Origin of the sequence: Pseudomonas fluorescens (assembly GCF_001708445.1) — a bacterium.
In the GTDB taxonomy this organism is placed as follows: domain Bacteria; phylum Pseudomonadota; class Gammaproteobacteria; order Pseudomonadales; family Pseudomonadaceae; genus Aquipseudomonas; species Aquipseudomonas gorinensis.
In genome coordinates, this window is sequence record NZ_CP015637.1 from 2,038,820 (window position 1) to 2,056,344 (window position 17,525).

Sequence of the window (17,525 nt, forward strand, 5' to 3'; positions counted from 1 at the left end):
ATCCGACGGCGCCGCCCCATGACCCACATCACCCTGACCGGCCACACGGTCGAGCTCTTGCCCCTGCAGCGTGAACACGCGGCCGCCTTGCTCGACGCAGCCGCCGACGGCGAGCTGTGGAACCTCAAGGTCACCCATGTACCGGGCCCGCACACGGTCGATCAATACATCGACACGGCCTTGGCCGGACGTGATGCCGGCACGGTTATCCCATTTGCCGTCGTGCGCCGGGACACCGGCCGGATCGTCGGCAGCACGCGGTTCTGGAAGGTTGACCGGGCCAATCGCAAGCTGGAAATCGGCCATACCTGGCTGGCGCAGTCCACCCAAAAAACCGCGATCAACACCGAAGCCAAGCTCTTGCTGCTGACTTACGCTTTCGAAGTCCTCGATTGCGTGCGCGTGCAATTCACCACCGACGAACTCAACGAAAAATCCCGAGCCGCGATTCTGCGCCTGGGCGCCGTCCAGGAAGGCATCGTGCGCCACGAACGCATCATGCCCGACGGGCGCAAGCGCAACTCGGTACGCTTCAGCATCATTGATTCGGAATGGTCGCAGGTGAAGGCCAACTTGCAGGCAAAGCTGCTGCGATAAGGAGGAAGCACCTATGTACACGCTCTATGGCACAGACGAGTCGGGCTCCTGCATGATCGAAATCGCCCTGCAACGTTGCGCGGTGCCCTGGCAACGGGTGGACGCCAGTTCCTGGCAGGACGGTGCGGGCAGCGAAGCCCTGGCGCGCATCAACCCGCTCAAGCAGATCCCCACCCTGGTCACGCCCGATGGCCAGGTGTTGACCGAAAGTGCGGCGATCCTGATCCACCTGGGCCTGGAGTATCCCGACTCGCACCTGCTCAGCGGCGACCGTGCCCAGATCATCAGGGGCCTGGTATACATCGCTGCCAATTGCTACTCGGCCATCGGCATCCTCGACTACCCACAGCGTTGGCTGGGGGATGCGGACCCGGCAGCACAAGCACAATTGACCAGCGGCACGCGTCGCTACCTGCACCATGCCTGGGTGGTGTTTGCCAATCAGTTCGCCGGCCAGTTGTTTGCCCCGAACCAGGCGCCGAATGCCCTGGGCATCATGGCGGCGGCGGTGTCGCGCTGGGACGAGGCGCGGGAGGCCCTGAACTCCCTGGCTCCAGGCTTTGCCCAGACCCTCGTGCGGGTGGATGCCGACCCCATTGTCGCGCCTGTCTTTGCGCGACATTGGCCCGAGTGGAAGGTCTCGTAATGTTTCCGCAATCAAAGGAAACAATGAGCATTGAACAGGCCAAAACCCTTGCGTAGCGGGCGCCCTGACCTACGCTTTCTTAAAGTGACGTAGGAATCATCCTTGAATTTGACTGTCGCAGACATGAAACTCAAGAACCCTGCATGGAATTCAAAGGAGGTGCGCATGCTCATCCGGTCGCTGACCCTGGCTACCTTGATGGCTTTTACGGGGCCGCTGTTGGCTGCTGATGATATCAACCCGCTCAAGCAGGACTTGGGCAAAGCCCGGCCACTGGTGGTGGTGGAGCTTGATTCCGGTAATGCCACCTTGGCAGACCTGAAGAGACAACTGGACGAGCCTGCCACCAAGCAGTCGTTTGAAGAGCGCAACATGGTGTTCTACACCATCAAGTTCGGCAGCATCGGTGCCGAAGGGGAGAAGTTCGCCAAGGATCCCAAGGACAACAAGAAGCTCACTCCACCTGAAACCAATGCGCTGATCCGTGCCCTCAAACTGGGTGCCGGCAGCGGCACCAAAGTGATCCTGATCGGCAAGGACGGCGAGAAGAAAGTCGAGAAGACCGTGCCACCGGATACCCTCGACCTGAAGGCGTTTTTCAGCGCCATCGACCAGATGCCCCAGGCTGAAAAAGAAGCCGCTGCCGTCGCAGAGCCCGAACCTGTGGCGCCCACTCCGGCCAAGGGCACCAAGCCAGCCAAGCCAGCCAAGCCCGGCAGCAAGCCTGCTCCGCAACAACTGGATGACTGATCCAAAAAACCTGTGGGCGCTCGCGCCTACGGGTTTTTTTACGCCTTGCGCAGGGCAAACGGAAAGTAGAAAAACCGCAAGAACGCCACCCGCTTGATCACTTCCCCAATCAGCAACGGCGCCCCCACCGCCACCACAAACCCCACGCACGCCGCAAAAAATGCAGGCAGGCCCAGGCGCTCCATCAGGTCGAAGGTCTTGTGCTGGATTTCCCCATGGAAGATCAACAGGATCAGGGTCGACTGGCCGATGTAGGTCATCGCCCGGGTGATCAACGGCGACACCATCAGCACCCGCGCCAATGCCCAGCACAGGTAGACGCCAATCACCGCCAGCAAGCTGGTCCATAGCCAGTGGTCGTAGCGCCGTTGCGCCAGGTCCATGGTGTCGTGGCTATAAATGAACACCGCTGCGAACAGCACCACCGAAATCAGCAGCGTCAGCAGCGAGCCCTGATGCCTGCGTAACCTGTCGCGCAGCAGGTAACCGTAAATGAAACACGTGCTGCTGATCAGGGTGATATCGAGGCTGAACGGCAAGCCGGGCAACACCCAGGTTTGCCCTCCGACGTTGACTGGCAGTTGCCAGAAGAAGGGCAACATCCAGATGCCGATCAGCAAGGGCACCAGCATCAGCACGCAGCTCACCGCCAGCGACAGGCGTTCGATCAGCCGCAGCACGACCCAACTGAACAGGATCGCCACCCAGAAATGCGGCAGGAACCACAACGCTTGCCAGGGGATAGTGTCCACCGAGGCATACAGCACACCGCCGATATCCGGCAGCAGTGGTTGGCCACGCAGCAGGTCGCGCACGATGACGTAGGTCAGCAGGGTGAAGAAAAACGGCTTGAGCAGGCCGTCCGCCTTGCGGACCGCCATCTGCGTGAAGGCTTGCTCCGGCTTGAAAAATACCCCGGACAAAAAGAAGAACAGCGGCAGCACGAACGACGCCAGGATCGGGTATAGCAGGTCCGGGGACGAGGCGACGAACCAGCCATGGGCGTAGACGATTATCAGGATGCCAATGCCCTTGGCGATATCCATTTGAATCCAACGATGTTTCACCTGACCACCCCCTATTCATAAACCCCACATTCCTGGGAGCGCTTCGCACCCTCAGGCAAGCGTGCTCGCCACAATTGGCGTCATGCCTTGCGCCACGGCTTGAGCCACAGGCCCATGGCCAACAACACTGTGGCACCGGCCAGGGTGCCCAGCGCCAATTGCAGCCACACGCCGTCAATCCGAAACAGCCACAGCGCCGCCAGCCCCATCACCAGCGTACTGAGCAACCCGTGTCGCACCCACGGCAAGGCGCCGAGCAACCCCTGGCGCTGCATCAGCAACAGCGCGGTGCCGATCACCCCGGCCAGTGCCGCCAACGGAATACCCGCCAGTCCGAACACAAAGGGCAGGGCACCCAGCAACAGCACATTGACCAGGCTGCCAAGCACCTCGCAACGCAGCGGCTGGCGCGTATCGCCAGCGGCATAGGCATACCGCGCAAGCAAGGCGTTCCATGCCCCGAACACCAGCGGCGCGGCGAACCATGCCAGCAACCAGGGCAGCGGCGAGTCGGCCGATTGCCTGGGCAACAGCAACGCCACCAGACTCGGCGCCGCGGCCACCAGGCCGACGCCAGCGGGCAGGGTCAACATGCTGGCGGTTTCCAGGCCGCGCTTGAGCAGGGCCAGGCGCTCATCGCCCTGGCGCCGGCTCATCATGCCCAGCAGCACCTGGTTGAGGCTCATCAGCGCAATCAACGGCAGGTTCATCAGCTTGCGTGCCAGGTTGACCCACGTCACCGCGCCTTCGCCCAGCAGCGACGCCACCAGCCGCTCGATCAGCGCCAGGCCCTGGCTGGCACCATTGCTCAGCAATAATGGCCCGATGCGCTGGCCCAACTCCCGCAGCGGTGCAACCGACAACTGCCAGCGCCACGGTCGCCAGCCCTGGCGCCACACCGAGGGCAACAGCGCCAACGGCATCAACAGGCTGCCCGCCAGGCACGCCAGGGCCAGCGTGTGCGGCTGCGTCGAGGTGCCTGCCAGGGCTAGATAAATCACCGGCGGCAGGTTGAACAGCAGCGAGCCCAGCCCCGCCAGCACAAAGCGCTCGCTGGCCTGCAACGGAATACTGAACAACCCATGCAACATCAGCCCAGGCACGCACCAGGCGACAATCTGCAGGTTACTGCCAGCCAGCGTCGTGGCGCTCGCCGCCAACCCCGGGCCCAGTACCTGCACCAGCCAGGGCGCCAGCAGCGTCAGCAGCAGGCTGGTGCACAGGGCAATCAGCAGCAGCGCTGGGAACAATGCCGCCAGCCAAGCCAGCCGCTCAGCGGCCTTGCGCGCCAGGTACAGCGGCAGTGCGGCGGCACTTAACACGCCCCCGGCCAACGACATGCGCAACGCCTCGGGCAAGAACAGCGCGATCAGGAACGCATCGCTGCGCTCCCCTGCGCCCCAGGCCGCCACCAACAACCATTCGCGGGCGAACCCCAGGCACAGGCCGAGCAAGGTCGCCAGGGTCAGCCACGCCGCAGAGCCGAGCATCAGGGACGCACGCCATCGAGCAGCGGCTTGCGATAAGCCACGCCCTTGAGCGGCGGCAGGCGCGCCGGAAACAACCGGCGCGCCTCCAGCACATTGATCCCCACCATCAGCCAGAACAACGCCACCATCACCACCGCAAAGCTGAAGTAGTGGTCAAACAAGCCGCTGACCAGCGCTGAGAGAATCCCGGCGGTGGTGCCTAACCACAGCGCATTGTCCTTGGTCAGGCGGATCGGGCCTTTTTCCGGGCGAGCTTCGCGCCACCAGCGCACGGTCACGGCGACAAACAGCAACATGCCCACCAGGCCGATCTTGTAGATGTAGTTCAGCCACAGGTTGGAGATCCCCAGCAGGTGCGTGCCCGGCACCGGTGGGTCGACCTTGAAGCCGATACCCAGCGGGTACGCGGCAACCGCCTGGGGGAACAGGCGGTATTCATCGAAACGCACTTCGGTACTGGCGTTGTCCGATGAGAAAATCGTCGCCAGGCGCTCCTGCAACGGCGGATACGCCATCACCAGCGCCACCGTCAGTGCCGCGCCGATCATCAACAGGCGGCCGGTATACGGCACGCGACGCGTGGCCATCCACATCAGCACCAACGCCAGGCTGACCATCGCCCCCCGACTGCTGGCCAACAGCAACGCGGCCGCGCCCAGGCACGCCACAGCCAGGCCCAGTGCGCGTTTCCAGCCTCGTTCAGTCATGCCATAGCAGAACGCCAACGGCAGCAGCAACGCCATGATCCCGCCGATGGCATTCGGGTGAGTCCACGGCGAGCCCATGCGCGATGACATGGCCTCCAGGCCGAACTTCAACATGTCGTAGTTGGCGTAGTTGAACAGCCCCAGGAGCGGCGCAATCCCCGCCCCCGAACGTGTGCGCACGAACACCGCAATCGACAGCACCAGCATCGCCAGGGTGCCCAGCAGCAAGGCGATCACCAGGGATTCACGCTGCTTCTGGTCCACCAGCAATTTGGCGGCAAGGAACACCCCGGACAGGTTCAACAGCCAACGCAGCCAGTTGGCCAGGCCGCTGGCATCGGCGTGGGTGATGACCTGGCCGACGATAAACGGGAACACGCTGAACAGCATCAGCCCCAGCAGCATCTGGTCGGTGGGCCGCCGCGCCAAACCGGGGGGGTCGGGCAGGCGCGACAGAAACCCGTGCCACATCACCGCGCCCCAGGTCAGGGCCAGGATCGCCTCGCTGACGGTGGTGCGAATGCCCAGGTTGACCGTCGAGTACGGCATGAAGGTTGCCATCGCGGCGAACAGCAGCAGGCCCCAGAGCGGAAAACGCAAGATGGTCACCGCCGCCGCCAGGCCGATCACTGCGAGAAAGGCCTTGGCCGGTGACAACAGCAGGGCCAGGGCGCCGAACAGCACGCCAAAGAGGACGGCGACGAGACCGGTCAGGTTCAGCCTCACGTCAATTCCTCGATCAATTCGGCGAGGCGCTGGCGATAGGCACGCTGATTGAAGCGCGCAGCCCATTGACGCCGCTGCTCGGGTGGCTCTTCATCGGGCCGCTCGGCCAGCGTCACCATCAACTGCACCAGCGCCGGTGCATCGGTGGGCGAAAAACGCGGCGCCGACGGCGGGGTGATTTCATCCAGTGAGGTACCGCTGGCCACGGCCACCGGCGTGCCGACGCTCAGGGCTTCGATCACCGGCAAGCCAAAGCCTTCGGCATAGGACGGCTGCCACAGGCGCGACGCCTGGCGGTACAGCGCCTGCAACTCGGCATCCGACACGCCGCTCAAGGCGCGAACCCCCGGCAAGCTGCGCTGGGCCTCGGGCAAATGATCGAGGCTGCCCACCAGTACCAGCTCAGGCACGCCAGGGGATTGGCGGCGCGCCTGCAGCCAGGCGTCCACCAGGAACGGTACGTTCTTACGCAGTTCCCGGGTGCCCACCAGCAGCCAGTAGCGTTCGGGCAGTTGGCGGGCGGCCAGGTCCGCCGCCCGTTCGGTAAAGCCATCGACCTGGTTGGGCAGCACACGAACCTTGCCCGCCGCGTTGGGAAATAACCGCACGGTTTCATCGGTGCTGTACTGCGACGGTGTCCACACCCGGTCAGCGCTGTGGACTGCGTAGGCAATCGACAGGCGATCGCTGGTCTTGTAGATCAGCGCCTTCAAGCGGTTGGCGTGGTAGTTGTCCAAGGTGATCTGGAACAGGTCATGCAGCAGCACCACCGTGCGCAACCCCCTGGGCTTGGGCGGCAGTGGCAGGCCCATATTGAAGGTGCTGATGTACACATCGATGTGCTGTTCACGTAATGCCCGGGGCAAAAAGCCGGCTTCGAAACGCAGGCGATTGTGCGGCTGGTGCATCGCGGTCTTGGCGCAGCCCCAGTCGGGGCAGTGGGCCTGCAAGCGGGTTTGATCGCCCAGCGGCGCCACGGTAAAGCGTTCCAGCTCGATACCCGGCAGCGTGCGCAGGGCGCTTTCCAGCGCATACACCTGGCGACTGATGCCCGATTGCGGCGAGGTGCCGACGGTGCGGTAATCCAGGCCTACGCGCATGCGGGCTCCTTTTGATTCAGCGGCGACAGCGTGGCGTACACCTTTTCCAATTGGCTGGCGGCGACGCTCCAGTCATGGGCGCGGCGCACGTAGGTGCGGCCGGCTTCCCCCATGGGCGCGGCAGCGCCGGGAAATTGCAGCAGGCGCACCACGGCATCCGCCAGGCTGGTCGCGCTTTGCCCGCCGAGGTAATCCAACCCCTCTACCAGATCGAGGCCCGACACGCCCTGATCGGTGCTCGCCAACGGCAACCCGGCCGCGAGCGCCTCCAACACCTTGAGCTTGGAGCCGCCGCCATGACGCAACGGCGCGAGAAACACCGAACAGCTCGATTGCAGGGCCAGCAGGTTCGGCACAAAGCCTTGCCATTCGATACGCGGGTCCTGCCAGCGTTCGCGCCAGCGTGTGGGCATGCCGAAACCACACACGCTCATGCGCGCGTCCGGGCAGTGCTCCCAGACCTTGGGCAGGATCTCATCCAGCGCCCACTCAATCGCATCCACATTGGGGGCGTATTCATAGTTGCCGAGGAACAGCACGCGACGCGCCGACGGGTCGGGCCGGGCGCTGGCGAAGTATTGGCAGTCCACGCCATTGACCACCACGGGCACCGGCTTGCCAGCGATTTTTTCCAGGACCTGGGCATCGCTGTCGGTCACCGCCACTACCTGCGTTGCCTGGCGCATCACCCGGCGTTCCCAGCGGGTGTAGCGCCATTGGTCGTAGCGAATAAACGGCAGCGCCCATCGCGGCAAGCGGTCGTAGGTCGCCGCACCCAGGGCCGATTCGACATTGTGTTCGGTCAGTACAAAGGGTTGGGACTTTCGCGCCAGCGCCTCTTCATAGGGCTGGAAGCTGTAGCTGTGCTCGATCTGCACCACGTCCCAATGTTCATTGAGCAATTGGCTGAAGGTGTCCTGCAAGGCTCCCGACAGGCCATTCACGCTCGCCAGCAACGGGTAGGGCGCCAACAATCCGGCCACCAGGGTCTTCACGCTGCGCAATGGGCGGCGCGGCAGGATGATCAGTTGTTCGAGGAAGGCTTCCAGCACCTGGCGATCGGCCAGCGACACCGGGTGCTTGTCATGCAGCAGCAAGGTGATCCGATGCCCGCGCGCCGCCAGGCTGCGCAACAGGTGGAACTGGCGCGTCTTGCCGCCGCTGGTGGCGGGCCAGGGCGAGTAGGGCAGGATCCATAAAATGCGCATGGCTGGCCTCAATCCCATAACAGAATTTGCAGGTTTGGCTTGACCGGGAGGGTCAGCCCATTGGTGCCGCTCACCGGGGTTTGCGTGCCGCGCAGCGGGTCATAGAGGGTTGCGCTGGCAAGGTTTGGCAGGTGTGCGTTACCCCCCTGGGCCGACCAGAAGAACCACAGCTTGCGCCCGTCGGCGCGGGTCCAGCCGATGCTGAACAGACCGTCGGGCCATGCGTCGGTGGTGGGCGGGTCGCCGGGGGTGAGCGTTGGCCCGCTGACCTCGAGGAAGTGTTTCAAGGCGGTGTAGACCGGCTTGGGGTTGGCGTCGATGTCGAGCAAACCATAAGACTGATCGCGCACGCTGGCGCGCGGGTCGAGGTCGCTCAAGGTAAACAGGAAGGTTCGGTCGTAATCCAGCGCGCTCATCAGCGCCAGGCGGCGCACCACGTAATCCGCTTGGCCTTGGAGGGTAACGAGGTCCTGGGCGTCTTTGGGCCCGGTGTAGGTTGACCAGCCCCATTCGGTGCTCCACAGGGTTTGCACGCCGCTGTTTCGCAGGGCCTGGTTGAGCGCGCGGGTCTTGGCGATAAAGTCCAGGTTGGCGGGGTCGTTGCCCTCGGGCAATTGGGTGTAGGGGTGATAGGCGATCACCGTGTTCAAACTTGCGACGCCCAGGGCACCGAGGGCGCTGAACAGGTTCTGGCCGTTGGGCATTTCACCGAAGAACGCCATGCCGGCGGCCACCACCGGTTTATTCGGGTCGACCGCCCTTAGCGCGGCGGCGGTGGCGGTAAGCAGTGTGGCGTAGCCGGCCGGGTCTGCCGCAGGGCGCCAGAAACCCAGCAGGTTCGGCTCGTTCCACACCTGCCAGGCGTCGACGCTGGGGTAACGCTGGGCCAGCAGCGCCATGCGTTTGGCGAATACGTTCGGGTCTTTGGGCGGGTACTGGTCCTGGTAAGGCGCACCGGCGGGCGCGGTGGTGGCGAAGGGTGCCGAACCGACCAGGTAGAACACCGACTTGAGTTGGTTGTCTTGCAGCTTGCCGACCAGTTGATCCAGCGTCGCGACCTGGTACTGGTTCTCGGCCGGCTCCAGTTGGTCCCAATGCAGGTCAAGGCGCACCCACTCCAGCCCGAGCGCCTTGAGGCGGTCGATCTGCTTCTGGTAACGCTCAGGGGCAAACCACAGGAACTGCGCGTTCACTCCCAGGAAGTCCTTCCACACCACCACCTTGCTGCCCTTGAGCACATGGCTCTCGGCGTCGGCCTGGCGGTCCCACAAAAACGCGCTCAGGCCCAGGGCGGCGACCACGGCCAGGGTGGCAAGGCAGGTACGTTTACGCGCCATGGTCGGCTCCTGCAACGGCCTCATCGAACAGCTGTACAAACTTTTGCGCGGTCAACGGCCACAGGCGCTCGCGGCCGATTTCCCCGGCGCGTTCGGCCCAGTCCCGAGCCAGCGACGGCGTGTGTGCCAGGCGCAACAATTGCGCGCTCAGCGCGGCCACATCGCCCTGGGGATAGATCGCCCCGTTGCCGCTGGCGACTTCTTCGGCAAACGCCCGCGCATCCGACGTGATCGCGCCGCGCCCACAGGCGGCCGCCCAGGACAACGCGCCACTGGTGCCACGCTGGCGCCCCAGCAGCCCGAGTTTTTTCGATTCGCGATAGGGCAGCACCATCACATGGTGCGCCTGGATCGTCTGGGCAATCTCGCTGGCCGGCAGGTTCAGTCGCCAGTCGATGGTTCCCGCCAGGCCGAGGTCGGCGATCTGGCGGGTCAGTTGCTCCAGGTAATTGCCGCCTGCGCCAAATGCCATTTCGGCGGCGGTGCCACCGGCCAGGGTCAGGCGAATACGCTCACGCCATTCGGGGGCTTGCTGGAACACGGCGGCCAAGGCCTGCAACAAGTCCTCAATACCTTTGCCTCGGTAGATAAAACCGAAATACAGCAGGCGCAGTGTCTCCAGCGGCGGCAAAGGGGCCGCGGCAATGGACAGGTTGGCATGGTTGATCACCGCCACTTTACCCGCCGGCAGTTGCATGCGTTGGCTCAGGCACTCGGCGCCCAGTCGGGTCAGGGTCACCAGGCGGGTCAGGCCCTGGGCAACCTGGCGTTCTTCGCGCAAGGTCAACGGGTCTGCCAGCACCACGGCCGCCTGCGGCAAGGGGCTGGGCAAACGTGCCAGCAGGTTGAGCGGGAAGGGCAGGTGCTCACGCCGCCAGACCAGGCGTTCCGGGTCGTGCACGGTGGCGGTCAGTGCCAGGTGGGGGTAGGCCCGGCGCAGTGCGCCCAGGGCCAGGAACTCGCCCAGGCGTCCACCGCCCAATTCGGCGTGGACCAGGTCCACCCGGCGCCAGTCGAACGCGGCGACGGCCTGCCGGATCGCTTCGCCAGTGCCGGCCACGCCGCTCAACGGGGTCAACACCTCCACACCCAACTGCTCCAGTGCCGTCTTGAAATGGTTCGCGTAGTCGGCGATCCCGTTTTTTTCCGGCGGCAAAGGTGCGAGCAGGGCGATGCGCATCAGAGTGCCCCCTGGTACTTGGCGATGGTTTGAAGCACCTTGGCCGGTACTTCGAATTTACGCCGGTTGATGATGATGCCGTCGACTTTGCCGAATGCGGTATTGAGGATCGACAGCGCATGCTCCACCACCGGCACCGTGCTTTTCTGCGCTTCCACCACCAACGCGATCAGGTCCGCGCGCCGCAGCGTGATGAACGCGTCGCGGTTGTCCAGCAGCGCCGAGGCATCCAGCAGCACCACCTCACCAGGCGCCGCCGGCTCCACGCCGCCGACGCGTACGCTGATGCCGTTTTCCTGCAGCAATCGGCGCAATTGCTCCACCACGAACGTCACCCCCTCGCCGTGGCGCGCCGAGGTCAGCCCCAGGGTCATCCCGCGTTCGGCGATGCGCTCCAGTTGCAGCAAACCGTACAGCCGGTAGATGCTCGCATTGAACGCGTTGGTGCTTTGCGCGGTGCTGGTGTCCAGCTCCGGCAGGGTGGTCCATAGCGGCAGGCCGAACTTGCGTTCTACCAGGCCGCCGTCGTGGATGCGCTGGTCGAGCAGGTAGCACAGGTAGATCACCAGCAGGCCGACGACAATGGCGAACGGGATCGCCAACACCAACATCATCAGGGTTTTCGGGAAGATGCGGCCGGGGTTCAAGGTGGCTTCCTCGATCACCGCGATGTTGCTGATCTGGCTGTTGTCCAACTCACGGTCGATGCGCGATTTTTCCAGGTTATCCACGTACAGCGCATAGTTGCGTTCGGTGGCACTCAGCTCGCGGGCCAGGCGGGCCAGTTCCGGTTCGATCTCCAGGGCTTGCTTGCGCTGGCCTTCAAGGTTCGCCAGGTGTTTCTGTTGCTGCACCAGCTGGGTACGCAACGCCAGGTTGTTGCTCGACTCATCCAGCAGCACCCGCTGCAGGTGGATTTCCAGGGTGTTGGGCGCACGGTTTTCCGAGCTTTGCACCGTGTTGCTTTCGCCTGCGACCTGGGCCTGCATCGCGCGTATCGAGGCATCCAGGGCTTTGACCGGCGGCGCGTTATCCGTGTAGGTGCGCATCATGTCGGCCCGTTCCAGCAGCTTCTGGTTCAGCAGGCGACGCAAATCCTGCTGCTGCGGGTTCAGTGCGATCTGGCGCACCGTGGTCACTTCCTTGGGCTGGGTCTTGAGCTGAGCGCGGGTGCTGGCGATGGCGCTGTCGGAGGAAGCGATCAGGCGCGTGGTATTGAACACTTCGCCGCGCAGCACGTTGATGCGTTCGGACAAGTCTTCCAGGCGGTCGGTGATGCTCGCCGCGCCGATCTGGTTCAAATGCGTAAGGATCTGTTGCTTGTAGCGCTTGATCTCGGCGGCGCTGGTGGACACCTGGCCCTCATAGAAGGTGTACAGGCTCTTGCGCCCCAGGGCCTGGGTACGCTCGTTGATGTAGGTCTCGACCCAAGCCTTGACCACCGCCTGGGCGATGTGCGGGTCGCCCCAGGTAAAGGTGATGTCCATTACCGTGGAGCCGGCGGCGTGGCTGACCTCAAAGCTCTTTTCCAGGCCGGCGGCCAGGCGTTCCACCGCGGTGGTTTTTTCAATCACACCCACGGTTTCCAGTACCACGCGCAGGCCATCGAACACCGCGCCCACGCCCTCCTTGATGTAATGCTTGGTGCGCTTCCAGAAGCCCTCCGGCGGTGGCGCGTTGTTGATCACTTCCAGGTAGTGCTCGGCCACCGCGCGCACGATCGGGCGCCCGGTCAGCAGGCGTTCCTCGTCGACAATCGGGTCGCGCTGGGTGCTGGGCATCACCAACGCCTGGCGGTTGCTGATCTCGATCGGCAGTGTCGAATCACGTCCTGGCTTGACCAGCAGGCGCGCGGTGGATTCGTACTTGGCCGGCAGTAAAAAAGCGCCCAGCAGGATGATCACCAGCGCGGCAATCGCGGCCAGTTTGAACTCACGCCGGAAGATGAAGAACAGGCGCAGCAGGTCACGAAAAGAACGGATCTCGATCATGGGATGTCGCTCCTTCAGTTACTGCCGCTGCTGGTTCGGGTGTAGTTGTAGCCAACCCCAATGGACTTGGTGAACGGGATCAGTTGGTTCATGTAGGTATCCACTCCCTGGATGCGTTCGCCGACGTTGGATTTGGGCACGAACACCACGTCGCCGCGTTGCAGGGCTACGGGTTTGCGCCCGCTGGTGCCGGTCTTGAGGAACTGGCTGAAGTCCAGGAAGTAGGCGTGGTAGGCGCCTTGGGCGTCTTCGCGCAGCAGCGCGACCATGCTCGCGTTGCCGGCCTGGCTGACACCGCCCGCACCGACAATCGCCTGTTCCAGGGTATTGGCCGTGGCGATCTGTACCGCCGTGGGGTTGTTCACCGCGCCGCCGACGATTACCGAGTTGCCCGGCGCCTGGTTGATATTCACTGTCACGCGTGGCTCGCGGTACACCGGCGCCAGGCGTTCAGTCAGTTCCTCTGCCACCTCGGCGGGCGTACGCCGCGCGACTTGGATCGGCCCCAGGAACGGGTAGTTGATCTTGCCGTCGTTCTGCACCGTGTACAGCGTCAGCTCGTAGATCGTGCTGACGTTGAACGCCGACAGGGTCGGCATCTCACCGGCATCACGCACGATGCGCAACTGGTCGCCGACGCGAATGCGTTCCACCGCCGGCGGCAACTGGGCGAGCTGCTCGAGAGCGCGCTTGCCGTCTTCGACGGTCTGGTCGTCCGGTGGCACGATACGCGCGGGAGTGTTGCAGGCGGTCAGGGCCATCAAGGCCAGGACGAGCACGGTGCGTTTCATCAAGGGGGACCTCCTGTAGGTCATGATGCTCACCTCCAATAGCCGGGGAACATGCTGATGCGCCGCTTGAGGGCGACGGGGAGGCGGCGCTCCAGTTGGCCCAGCCGATAGCCGAGCAACTTGAACGCGCTGCGCACCAGGACTTCGGGGACGCGGTGCAAGGCACCGGCCCTGCGCAAGGCCGCCAGCTCGGCCATTACATAGCGTTTACCTTCACCGCCGGCATCGCCGAAGGCCTCGCGGATCCACGGCTCGCGACCGTAGAACACGCCAATGTCGAAGTAGCGGTGAAACTCATCCATCAGCCGGTAGTCGTGGGAGTGGTACACCCGCGCCGTGGCGGCGTAGCGCACTTTGTAACCGTCGAGCAGCAGGCGTGCTGCCACAAACGCGTCTTCGCTGCCGATCACATCCACAGGGAAGCCGCCGACCGCCTCCAGGGCGCTGCGCCGGTACACGGAAAACGAGTCGGAGCTGAAGCAGGTCTTGATCCCCAGTTCCGGCGCGTCGGCCAGGCTCTTGCTGCGGCTCTGGGGCGGGTAGTTGAAGTGCCGCGACTGCGCGCCCAGCACACCGGCGTCGGGGTGTGGTAATTGGCGGCCGTAGGCCACGCCGTTGAGCGGGTCTTCCTGCAACTCGTGCAGCAGATTAGCGAAGGTCTGCGGGTCGGCGGGAATTGCGTCCTGGGTCATCACGATCAATGCGTCGCCGTCCACCTGTTCACTGGCCCAGCGTCGCGTGCCGCCATGGTTGAACGTGCTGGCGTCGATCACCTCGACCCGCGCGCCAAACGCCTGAAAGCGCGCCGCGGTGTCATCGCTGGAGGCACTGTCCACCACCAGCATCTCGTCCGGTTGCAGGGTTTGCATCGTCAGGGCGGGCAACAGGCGCGCCAAATGACTGGAGGCGTTGCGGGTCGGGATGATCAACGCGGTGCGCATATCATTTGTTCACGTCGAGGGGCGCGCGCCCGTAGATGTCATCGAAGCGCACGATATCGTCCTCCCCCAGGTACTCGCCGCTCTGCACCTCGATCATCACCAGGTCGATGATGCCCGGGTTGCTCAAACGGTGTTTGTGCCCGGCCGGGATGTAGGTCGACTCGTTGGCGTTGATCAAGAACTCGCGCTCGCCATTGGTGATCTGTGCCGCGCCGCTGACCACCACCCAGTGCTCGCTGCGGTGGTGGTGCATCTGCAAAGACAACGATGCCAGGGGCTTGACCACGATGCGCTTGATCTTGAAGCGGGGGCTTTCCTCCAGAACGGTATAGGTGCCCCACGGCCGCGTCACGGTACGGTGCAAGCTGTACGCCGGGTGGTTCTGACGCTTGAGTTCGGCGACGATGTAGCGCACATCCTGGCTGCGATGGGCGTCGGCGATCAGCAGCGCGTCGGGGGTGTCGACGATGATCAGGTCGCGCACGCCCACCGCGCCCAATACACGCTTGGGCGAGTCGATGTAGCAGTTGTGCACGTCGTGCAGGATCGCTTCGCCATTGACCTGGTTGCCCTGGGCGTCATTGGGGGTGAGTTGGCGCAGGGCTTCCCAGGAGCCGATGTCGCTCCAGCCGATGTCGCAAGGCACCACGGCCACGTGCTGGGATTTCTCCATCAGTGCCACGTCGATGGAAATGTCCGGTGCGCTGCCGAAGGCATCGGCGTCCAGCTCTCGCTGGCGCGAGGTTTTATTCTGCAGGCTTTGGCTATGCGCCAGCGCAGCGCTGGCCGCTTCCAGGACGTCGGGAGCATAGGTCGTCAGTTCGTTGATCAGGGTGCTGGCCTTGAAGCAGAACATCCCGGCGTTCCACAGGTGCTTGCCACCGTCGAGGTAGGCCTGGGCCGTGGCCAGGTCGGGTTTCTCGACAAAGCGTTTGACGCGATACCCGGCACTCAAGGCCTCGCCTTGCTCGATGTAGCCAAAGCCCGTCTCGGGGCGATCGGGCTGGATACCGAAGGTCACCAGGTAGCCGGCTTCAGCCAGCTCGCGGGCCTGGCTCACGGCGGCGGCGAACGCGGTTTCATTGAGGATCAAGTGGTCGGCCGGCATGACCAGCAACGGCGCGTCGTCGCCGAAATGCTCCTGTACATGCAATGCCGCCACGGCAATCGCGGCGGCCGTGTTGCGACCGAACGGCTCCAGCAACAGGTCCAGGGGCAGGTGCGCCTTGTTCACCAGCCGGTAGTCATCGAGGGTGCGAAACAGCAGGTCGCGGTTGGTGACCGTGAGTACGCTCTGCACGCCGGGCAGGCGGCTGGCGCGCTGGAAGGTTTTCTGCAACAGGCTCTGGCCATCGCGCATGCGCATGAAGGGTTTGGGCATGTTCTGCCGCGACACCGGCCACAGCCGCGTGCCCGAACCACCGGAAATGATGCAGGGAATTAATCCGTCGAGGGGATTCATCAATAGACTTCCTTGGTGGAAAGGACGGCCGGGACCGTCATGAAGACGATGTACAAGTCAAACCACACCGACCACTTGGAGATGTACTCCAGGTCGTACTCGACACGTTTCTGGATCTTGAACAGCGTGTCGGTCTCACCGCGGTAGCCGTTGATCTGCGCCCAGCCGGTGATTCCAGGCTTGACCCGGTGCCGCGAGCTGTATTCGCTCACCGCCACTTCGAAGGGAATACCGGCGGCCTTGGTGGCCGTGGCGTGGGGGCGCGGGCCAACGATCGACATGTTGCCCAGCAGTACGTTGAACAACTGCGGCAGCTCGTCGATGCTGGTCTTGCGGATAATGCGTCCGACCCGGGTGATACGTGGGTCGTGACGGGTGGTCTGGCGTTCGGCGGTGAAGTCGCTCTGGTCGGTGTACATCGAGCGGAACTTGAATACGCGGATTTCGTTGTCGTTGTAGCCAAATCGATTCTGGCGAAACAGCACCGGGCCCCTGGAGTCGAGCTTGATCGCAATCGCGGTCGCCAGCATCAACGGTGACAGCACCACCAGCGCCAGGCTTGCCAACAGGCAGTCTTCCAGGCGCTTGATCACCGGCGACCAACCGCGCAGTGGCAACTGCGAGGTGTTGAACATCAGGATGCCACCCACTTCGCTGATGCGGCTGTGGCCATAGCGCAAGGCGGCCATGTCGGGCACCAGCATCACGTTCACCGACATCTGGCGCAGGCGATTGACCAGCCCATGGATACGCTGTTCGGCCGCCCAGGGCAGGCAAATCATGACCTGGTTGACCTGCTCGGCGCGGATCAGCTTTTCCAGCTCGCGGGTGTTGCCCAGCAAGGGCAGGTTGCTCAACGATTTGGGAATGCGCTCGGTACGGTCATCGATAAAGCCGATCAGGCCCGAGCGGATATCGCCGTTGCGTTGCAGGTGATCGGCGACGTGCACGGCGGTATTGGTGAAGCCCAGGATCACCGTGCGTTGCAGGTACATGCCGTGGCGCATCAGCTGGCGGTACAGGCGCAGCATGAGCAGGCGCTCAAGGCAGAACAGCCCCAGGCTGGTGATGTACCAATACACCAGGTTGCGCGGGGTCAGTTGCGGGAAAAACTGCAGGATCTGGTACATGAACAGCAGGATGCAAAACGCTGCCGACCAGGCCTTTATCTTGGTGCGCAAGCGCAGTCGATTGCTGAACAGTTCCTCGGAATAAATACCGAGAGCCTGGAACAGAATAATGGTCAGGATCGCGAAAAACAGCAGCAGGCCGAGAAAGTGGGAGCGCAGTTCAGGGGCCATCGGGTCGATGAAAAATACCAGCACCAACGGCGGCAGGATAGCCGTCAGGCCATGGATCGATTTGACGAAAACAACAAAAAATTCAACAAAACCCGCACGTGTTAAAAACAAGCTGTCGACGGACGACGTCTCTGGCATAAAACATCCCTCATTGCACTCCAGACTTCTCTGTTCGGTTCTTTATTCAATAAGGCGGCGGGCCACTTTATTGAGGGAACGTCGAACGACGGC

15 protein-coding genes are annotated in these 17,525 nt (G+C 63.5%); 3 read left to right on the plus strand and 12 right to left on the minus strand.

What is annotated here, in order from left to right; translation table 11 throughout:
- Window positions 1-18: 18 nt before the first annotated feature.
- From A7317_RS09310 to A7317_RS09320, 3 genes are all read left to right on the plus strand, one after another.
- The gene (locus A7317_RS09310) at window positions 19-597 is read left to right on the plus strand and encodes a GNAT family N-acetyltransferase (protein WP_024074419.1); all 579 of its coding nucleotides are present in this window, start codon (window positions 19-21) and stop codon (window positions 595-597) included.
- 13 nt (window positions 598-610) lie between these two features.
- Window positions 611-1,243: a glutathione S-transferase N-terminal domain-containing protein gene (locus tag A7317_RS09315; protein ID WP_024074420.1), complete on the plus strand. Its 633-nt coding sequence runs from the start codon at window positions 611-613 to the stop codon at window positions 1,241-1,243.
- Window positions 1,244-1,408: 165 nt separating this feature from the next.
- Entirely contained in the window at window positions 1,409-1,993 is a 585-nt protein-coding gene (locus tag A7317_RS09320) for a DUF4174 domain-containing protein (RefSeq protein WP_069075620.1), read from the plus strand.
- Window positions 1,994-2,031: 38 nt separating this feature from the next.
- On the opposite strand, the gene A7317_RS09325 is transcribed toward A7317_RS09320, so the two are convergent.
- From A7317_RS09325 to A7317_RS09380, 12 genes are all read right to left on the minus strand, one after another.
- Window positions 2,032-3,039 carry an acyltransferase family protein gene (locus A7317_RS09325; protein WP_069075621.1) on the minus strand — a complete coding sequence of 336 codons (1,008 nt, stop codon included), beginning with the start codon at window positions 3,037-3,039 and terminating at the stop codon, window positions 2,032-2,034.
- 101 nt (window positions 3,040-3,140) lie between these two features.
- Window positions 3,141-4,550, minus strand: coding sequence for a murein biosynthesis integral membrane protein MurJ (gene murJ, locus A7317_RS09330; RefSeq protein WP_024074423.1), 1,410 nt, complete (start codon window positions 4,548-4,550; stop codon window positions 3,141-3,143).
- Complete coding sequence (locus tag A7317_RS09335) at window positions 4,550-5,977, minus strand: O-antigen ligase family protein (RefSeq protein ID WP_069077379.1); 1,428 nt, start codon at window positions 5,975-5,977, stop codon at window positions 4,550-4,552. The genes murJ and A7317_RS09335 overlap by 1 nt, the downstream gene beginning before the upstream one ends.
- A gap of 2 nt (window positions 5,978-5,979) precedes the next feature.
- On the minus strand, window positions 5,980-7,083 hold the full coding sequence (locus A7317_RS09340) for a glycosyltransferase family 4 protein (RefSeq protein ID WP_069075622.1): 1,104 nt from the start codon (window positions 7,081-7,083) through the stop codon (window positions 5,980-5,982).
- The gene (locus A7317_RS09345; RefSeq protein ID WP_069075623.1) at window positions 7,074-8,291 is read right to left on the minus strand and encodes a glycosyltransferase family 4 protein; all 1,218 of its coding nucleotides are present in this window, start codon (window positions 8,289-8,291) and stop codon (window positions 7,074-7,076) included. Before A7317_RS09345 ends, A7317_RS09340 begins: the two co-directional genes overlap by 10 nt.
- Before the next feature lie 8 nt (window positions 8,292-8,299).
- Complete coding sequence (locus A7317_RS09350) at window positions 8,300-9,628, minus strand: cellulase family glycosylhydrolase (protein ID WP_069075624.1); 1,329 nt, start codon at window positions 9,626-9,628, stop codon at window positions 8,300-8,302.
- Window positions 9,618-10,808 carry a glycosyltransferase gene (locus A7317_RS09355; RefSeq protein WP_069075625.1) on the minus strand — a complete coding sequence of 397 codons (1,191 nt, stop codon included), beginning with the start codon at window positions 10,806-10,808 and terminating at the stop codon, window positions 9,618-9,620. The genes A7317_RS09350 and A7317_RS09355 overlap by 11 nt, the downstream gene beginning before the upstream one ends.
- Window positions 10,808-12,799 carry a GumC family protein gene (locus tag A7317_RS09360; protein ID WP_069075626.1) on the minus strand — a complete coding sequence of 664 codons (1,992 nt, stop codon included), beginning with the start codon at window positions 12,797-12,799 and terminating at the stop codon, window positions 10,808-10,810. The genes A7317_RS09355 and A7317_RS09360 overlap by 1 nt, the downstream gene beginning before the upstream one ends.
- Window positions 12,800-12,813: 14 nt before the next feature.
- Window positions 12,814-13,590 carry a polysaccharide biosynthesis/export family protein gene (locus A7317_RS09365; protein ID WP_069075627.1) on the minus strand — a complete coding sequence of 259 codons (777 nt, stop codon included), beginning with the start codon at window positions 13,588-13,590 and terminating at the stop codon, window positions 12,814-12,816.
- Between the two features lie 29 nt (window positions 13,591-13,619).
- A complete protein-coding gene (locus A7317_RS09370) occupies window positions 13,620-14,531 on the minus strand; it encodes a glycosyltransferase family 2 protein (RefSeq protein ID WP_069075628.1) in 912 nt (303 codons plus the stop codon).
- Window position 14,532: 1 nt separating this feature from the next.
- Complete coding sequence (locus tag A7317_RS09375) at window positions 14,533-15,993, minus strand: mannose-1-phosphate guanylyltransferase/mannose-6-phosphate isomerase (RefSeq protein ID WP_024074432.1); 1,461 nt, start codon at window positions 15,991-15,993, stop codon at window positions 14,533-14,535.
- On the minus strand, window positions 15,993-17,432 hold the full coding sequence (locus tag A7317_RS09380) for an undecaprenyl-phosphate glucose phosphotransferase (protein ID WP_069075629.1): 1,440 nt from the start codon (window positions 17,430-17,432) through the stop codon (window positions 15,993-15,995). Before A7317_RS09380 ends, A7317_RS09375 begins: the two co-directional genes overlap by 1 nt.
- Window positions 17,433-17,525 lie beyond the last annotated feature (93 nt).

Excerpts from the sequence above, each read along its gene's own strand:
- A7317_RS09310 (WP_024074419.1), top strand. The coding sequence starts at position 19 with ATGACCCACATCACCCTGACCGGCCACACGGTCGAGCTCTTGCCCCTG.
- A7317_RS09315 (WP_024074420.1), top strand. The coding sequence starts at position 611 with ATGTACACGCTCTATGGCACAGACGAGTCGGGCTCCTGCATGATCGAA.
- A7317_RS09320 (WP_069075620.1), top strand. The coding sequence starts at position 1,409 with ATGCTCATCCGGTCGCTGACCCTGGCTACCTTGATGGCTTTTACGGGG.
- A7317_RS09325 (WP_069075621.1), bottom strand. The coding sequence starts at position 3,039 with ATGGATATCGCCAAGGGCATTGGCATCCTGATAATCGTCTACGCCCAT.
- murJ (WP_024074423.1), bottom strand. The coding sequence starts at position 4,550 with ATGCTCGGCTCTGCGGCGTGGCTGACCCTGGCGACCTTGCTCGGCCTG.
- A7317_RS09340 (WP_069075622.1), bottom strand. The coding sequence starts at position 7,083 with ATGCGCGTAGGCCTGGATTACCGCACCGTCGGCACCTCGCCGCAATCG.
- A7317_RS09345 (WP_069075623.1), bottom strand. The coding sequence starts at position 8,291 with ATGCGCATTTTATGGATCCTGCCCTACTCGCCCTGGCCCGCCACCAGC.
- A7317_RS09350 (WP_069075624.1), bottom strand. The coding sequence starts at position 9,628 with ATGGCGCGTAAACGTACCTGCCTTGCCACCCTGGCCGTGGTCGCCGCC.
- A7317_RS09355 (WP_069075625.1), bottom strand. The coding sequence starts at position 10,808 with ATGCGCATCGCCCTGCTCGCACCTTTGCCGCCGGAAAAAAACGGGATC.
- A7317_RS09360 (WP_069075626.1), bottom strand. The coding sequence starts at position 12,799 with ATGATCGAGATCCGTTCTTTTCGTGACCTGCTGCGCCTGTTCTTCATC.
- A7317_RS09365 (WP_069075627.1), bottom strand. The coding sequence starts at position 13,590 with ATGAAACGCACCGTGCTCGTCCTGGCCTTGATGGCCCTGACCGCCTGC.
- A7317_RS09370 (WP_069075628.1), bottom strand. The coding sequence starts at position 14,531 with ATGCGCACCGCGTTGATCATCCCGACCCGCAACGCCTCCAGTCATTTG.
- A7317_RS09375 (WP_024074432.1), bottom strand. The coding sequence starts at position 15,993 with ATGAATCCCCTCGACGGATTAATTCCCTGCATCATTTCCGGTGGTTCG.
- A7317_RS09380 (WP_069075629.1), bottom strand. The coding sequence starts at position 17,432 with ATGCCAGAGACGTCGTCCGTCGACAGCTTGTTTTTAACACGTGCGGGT.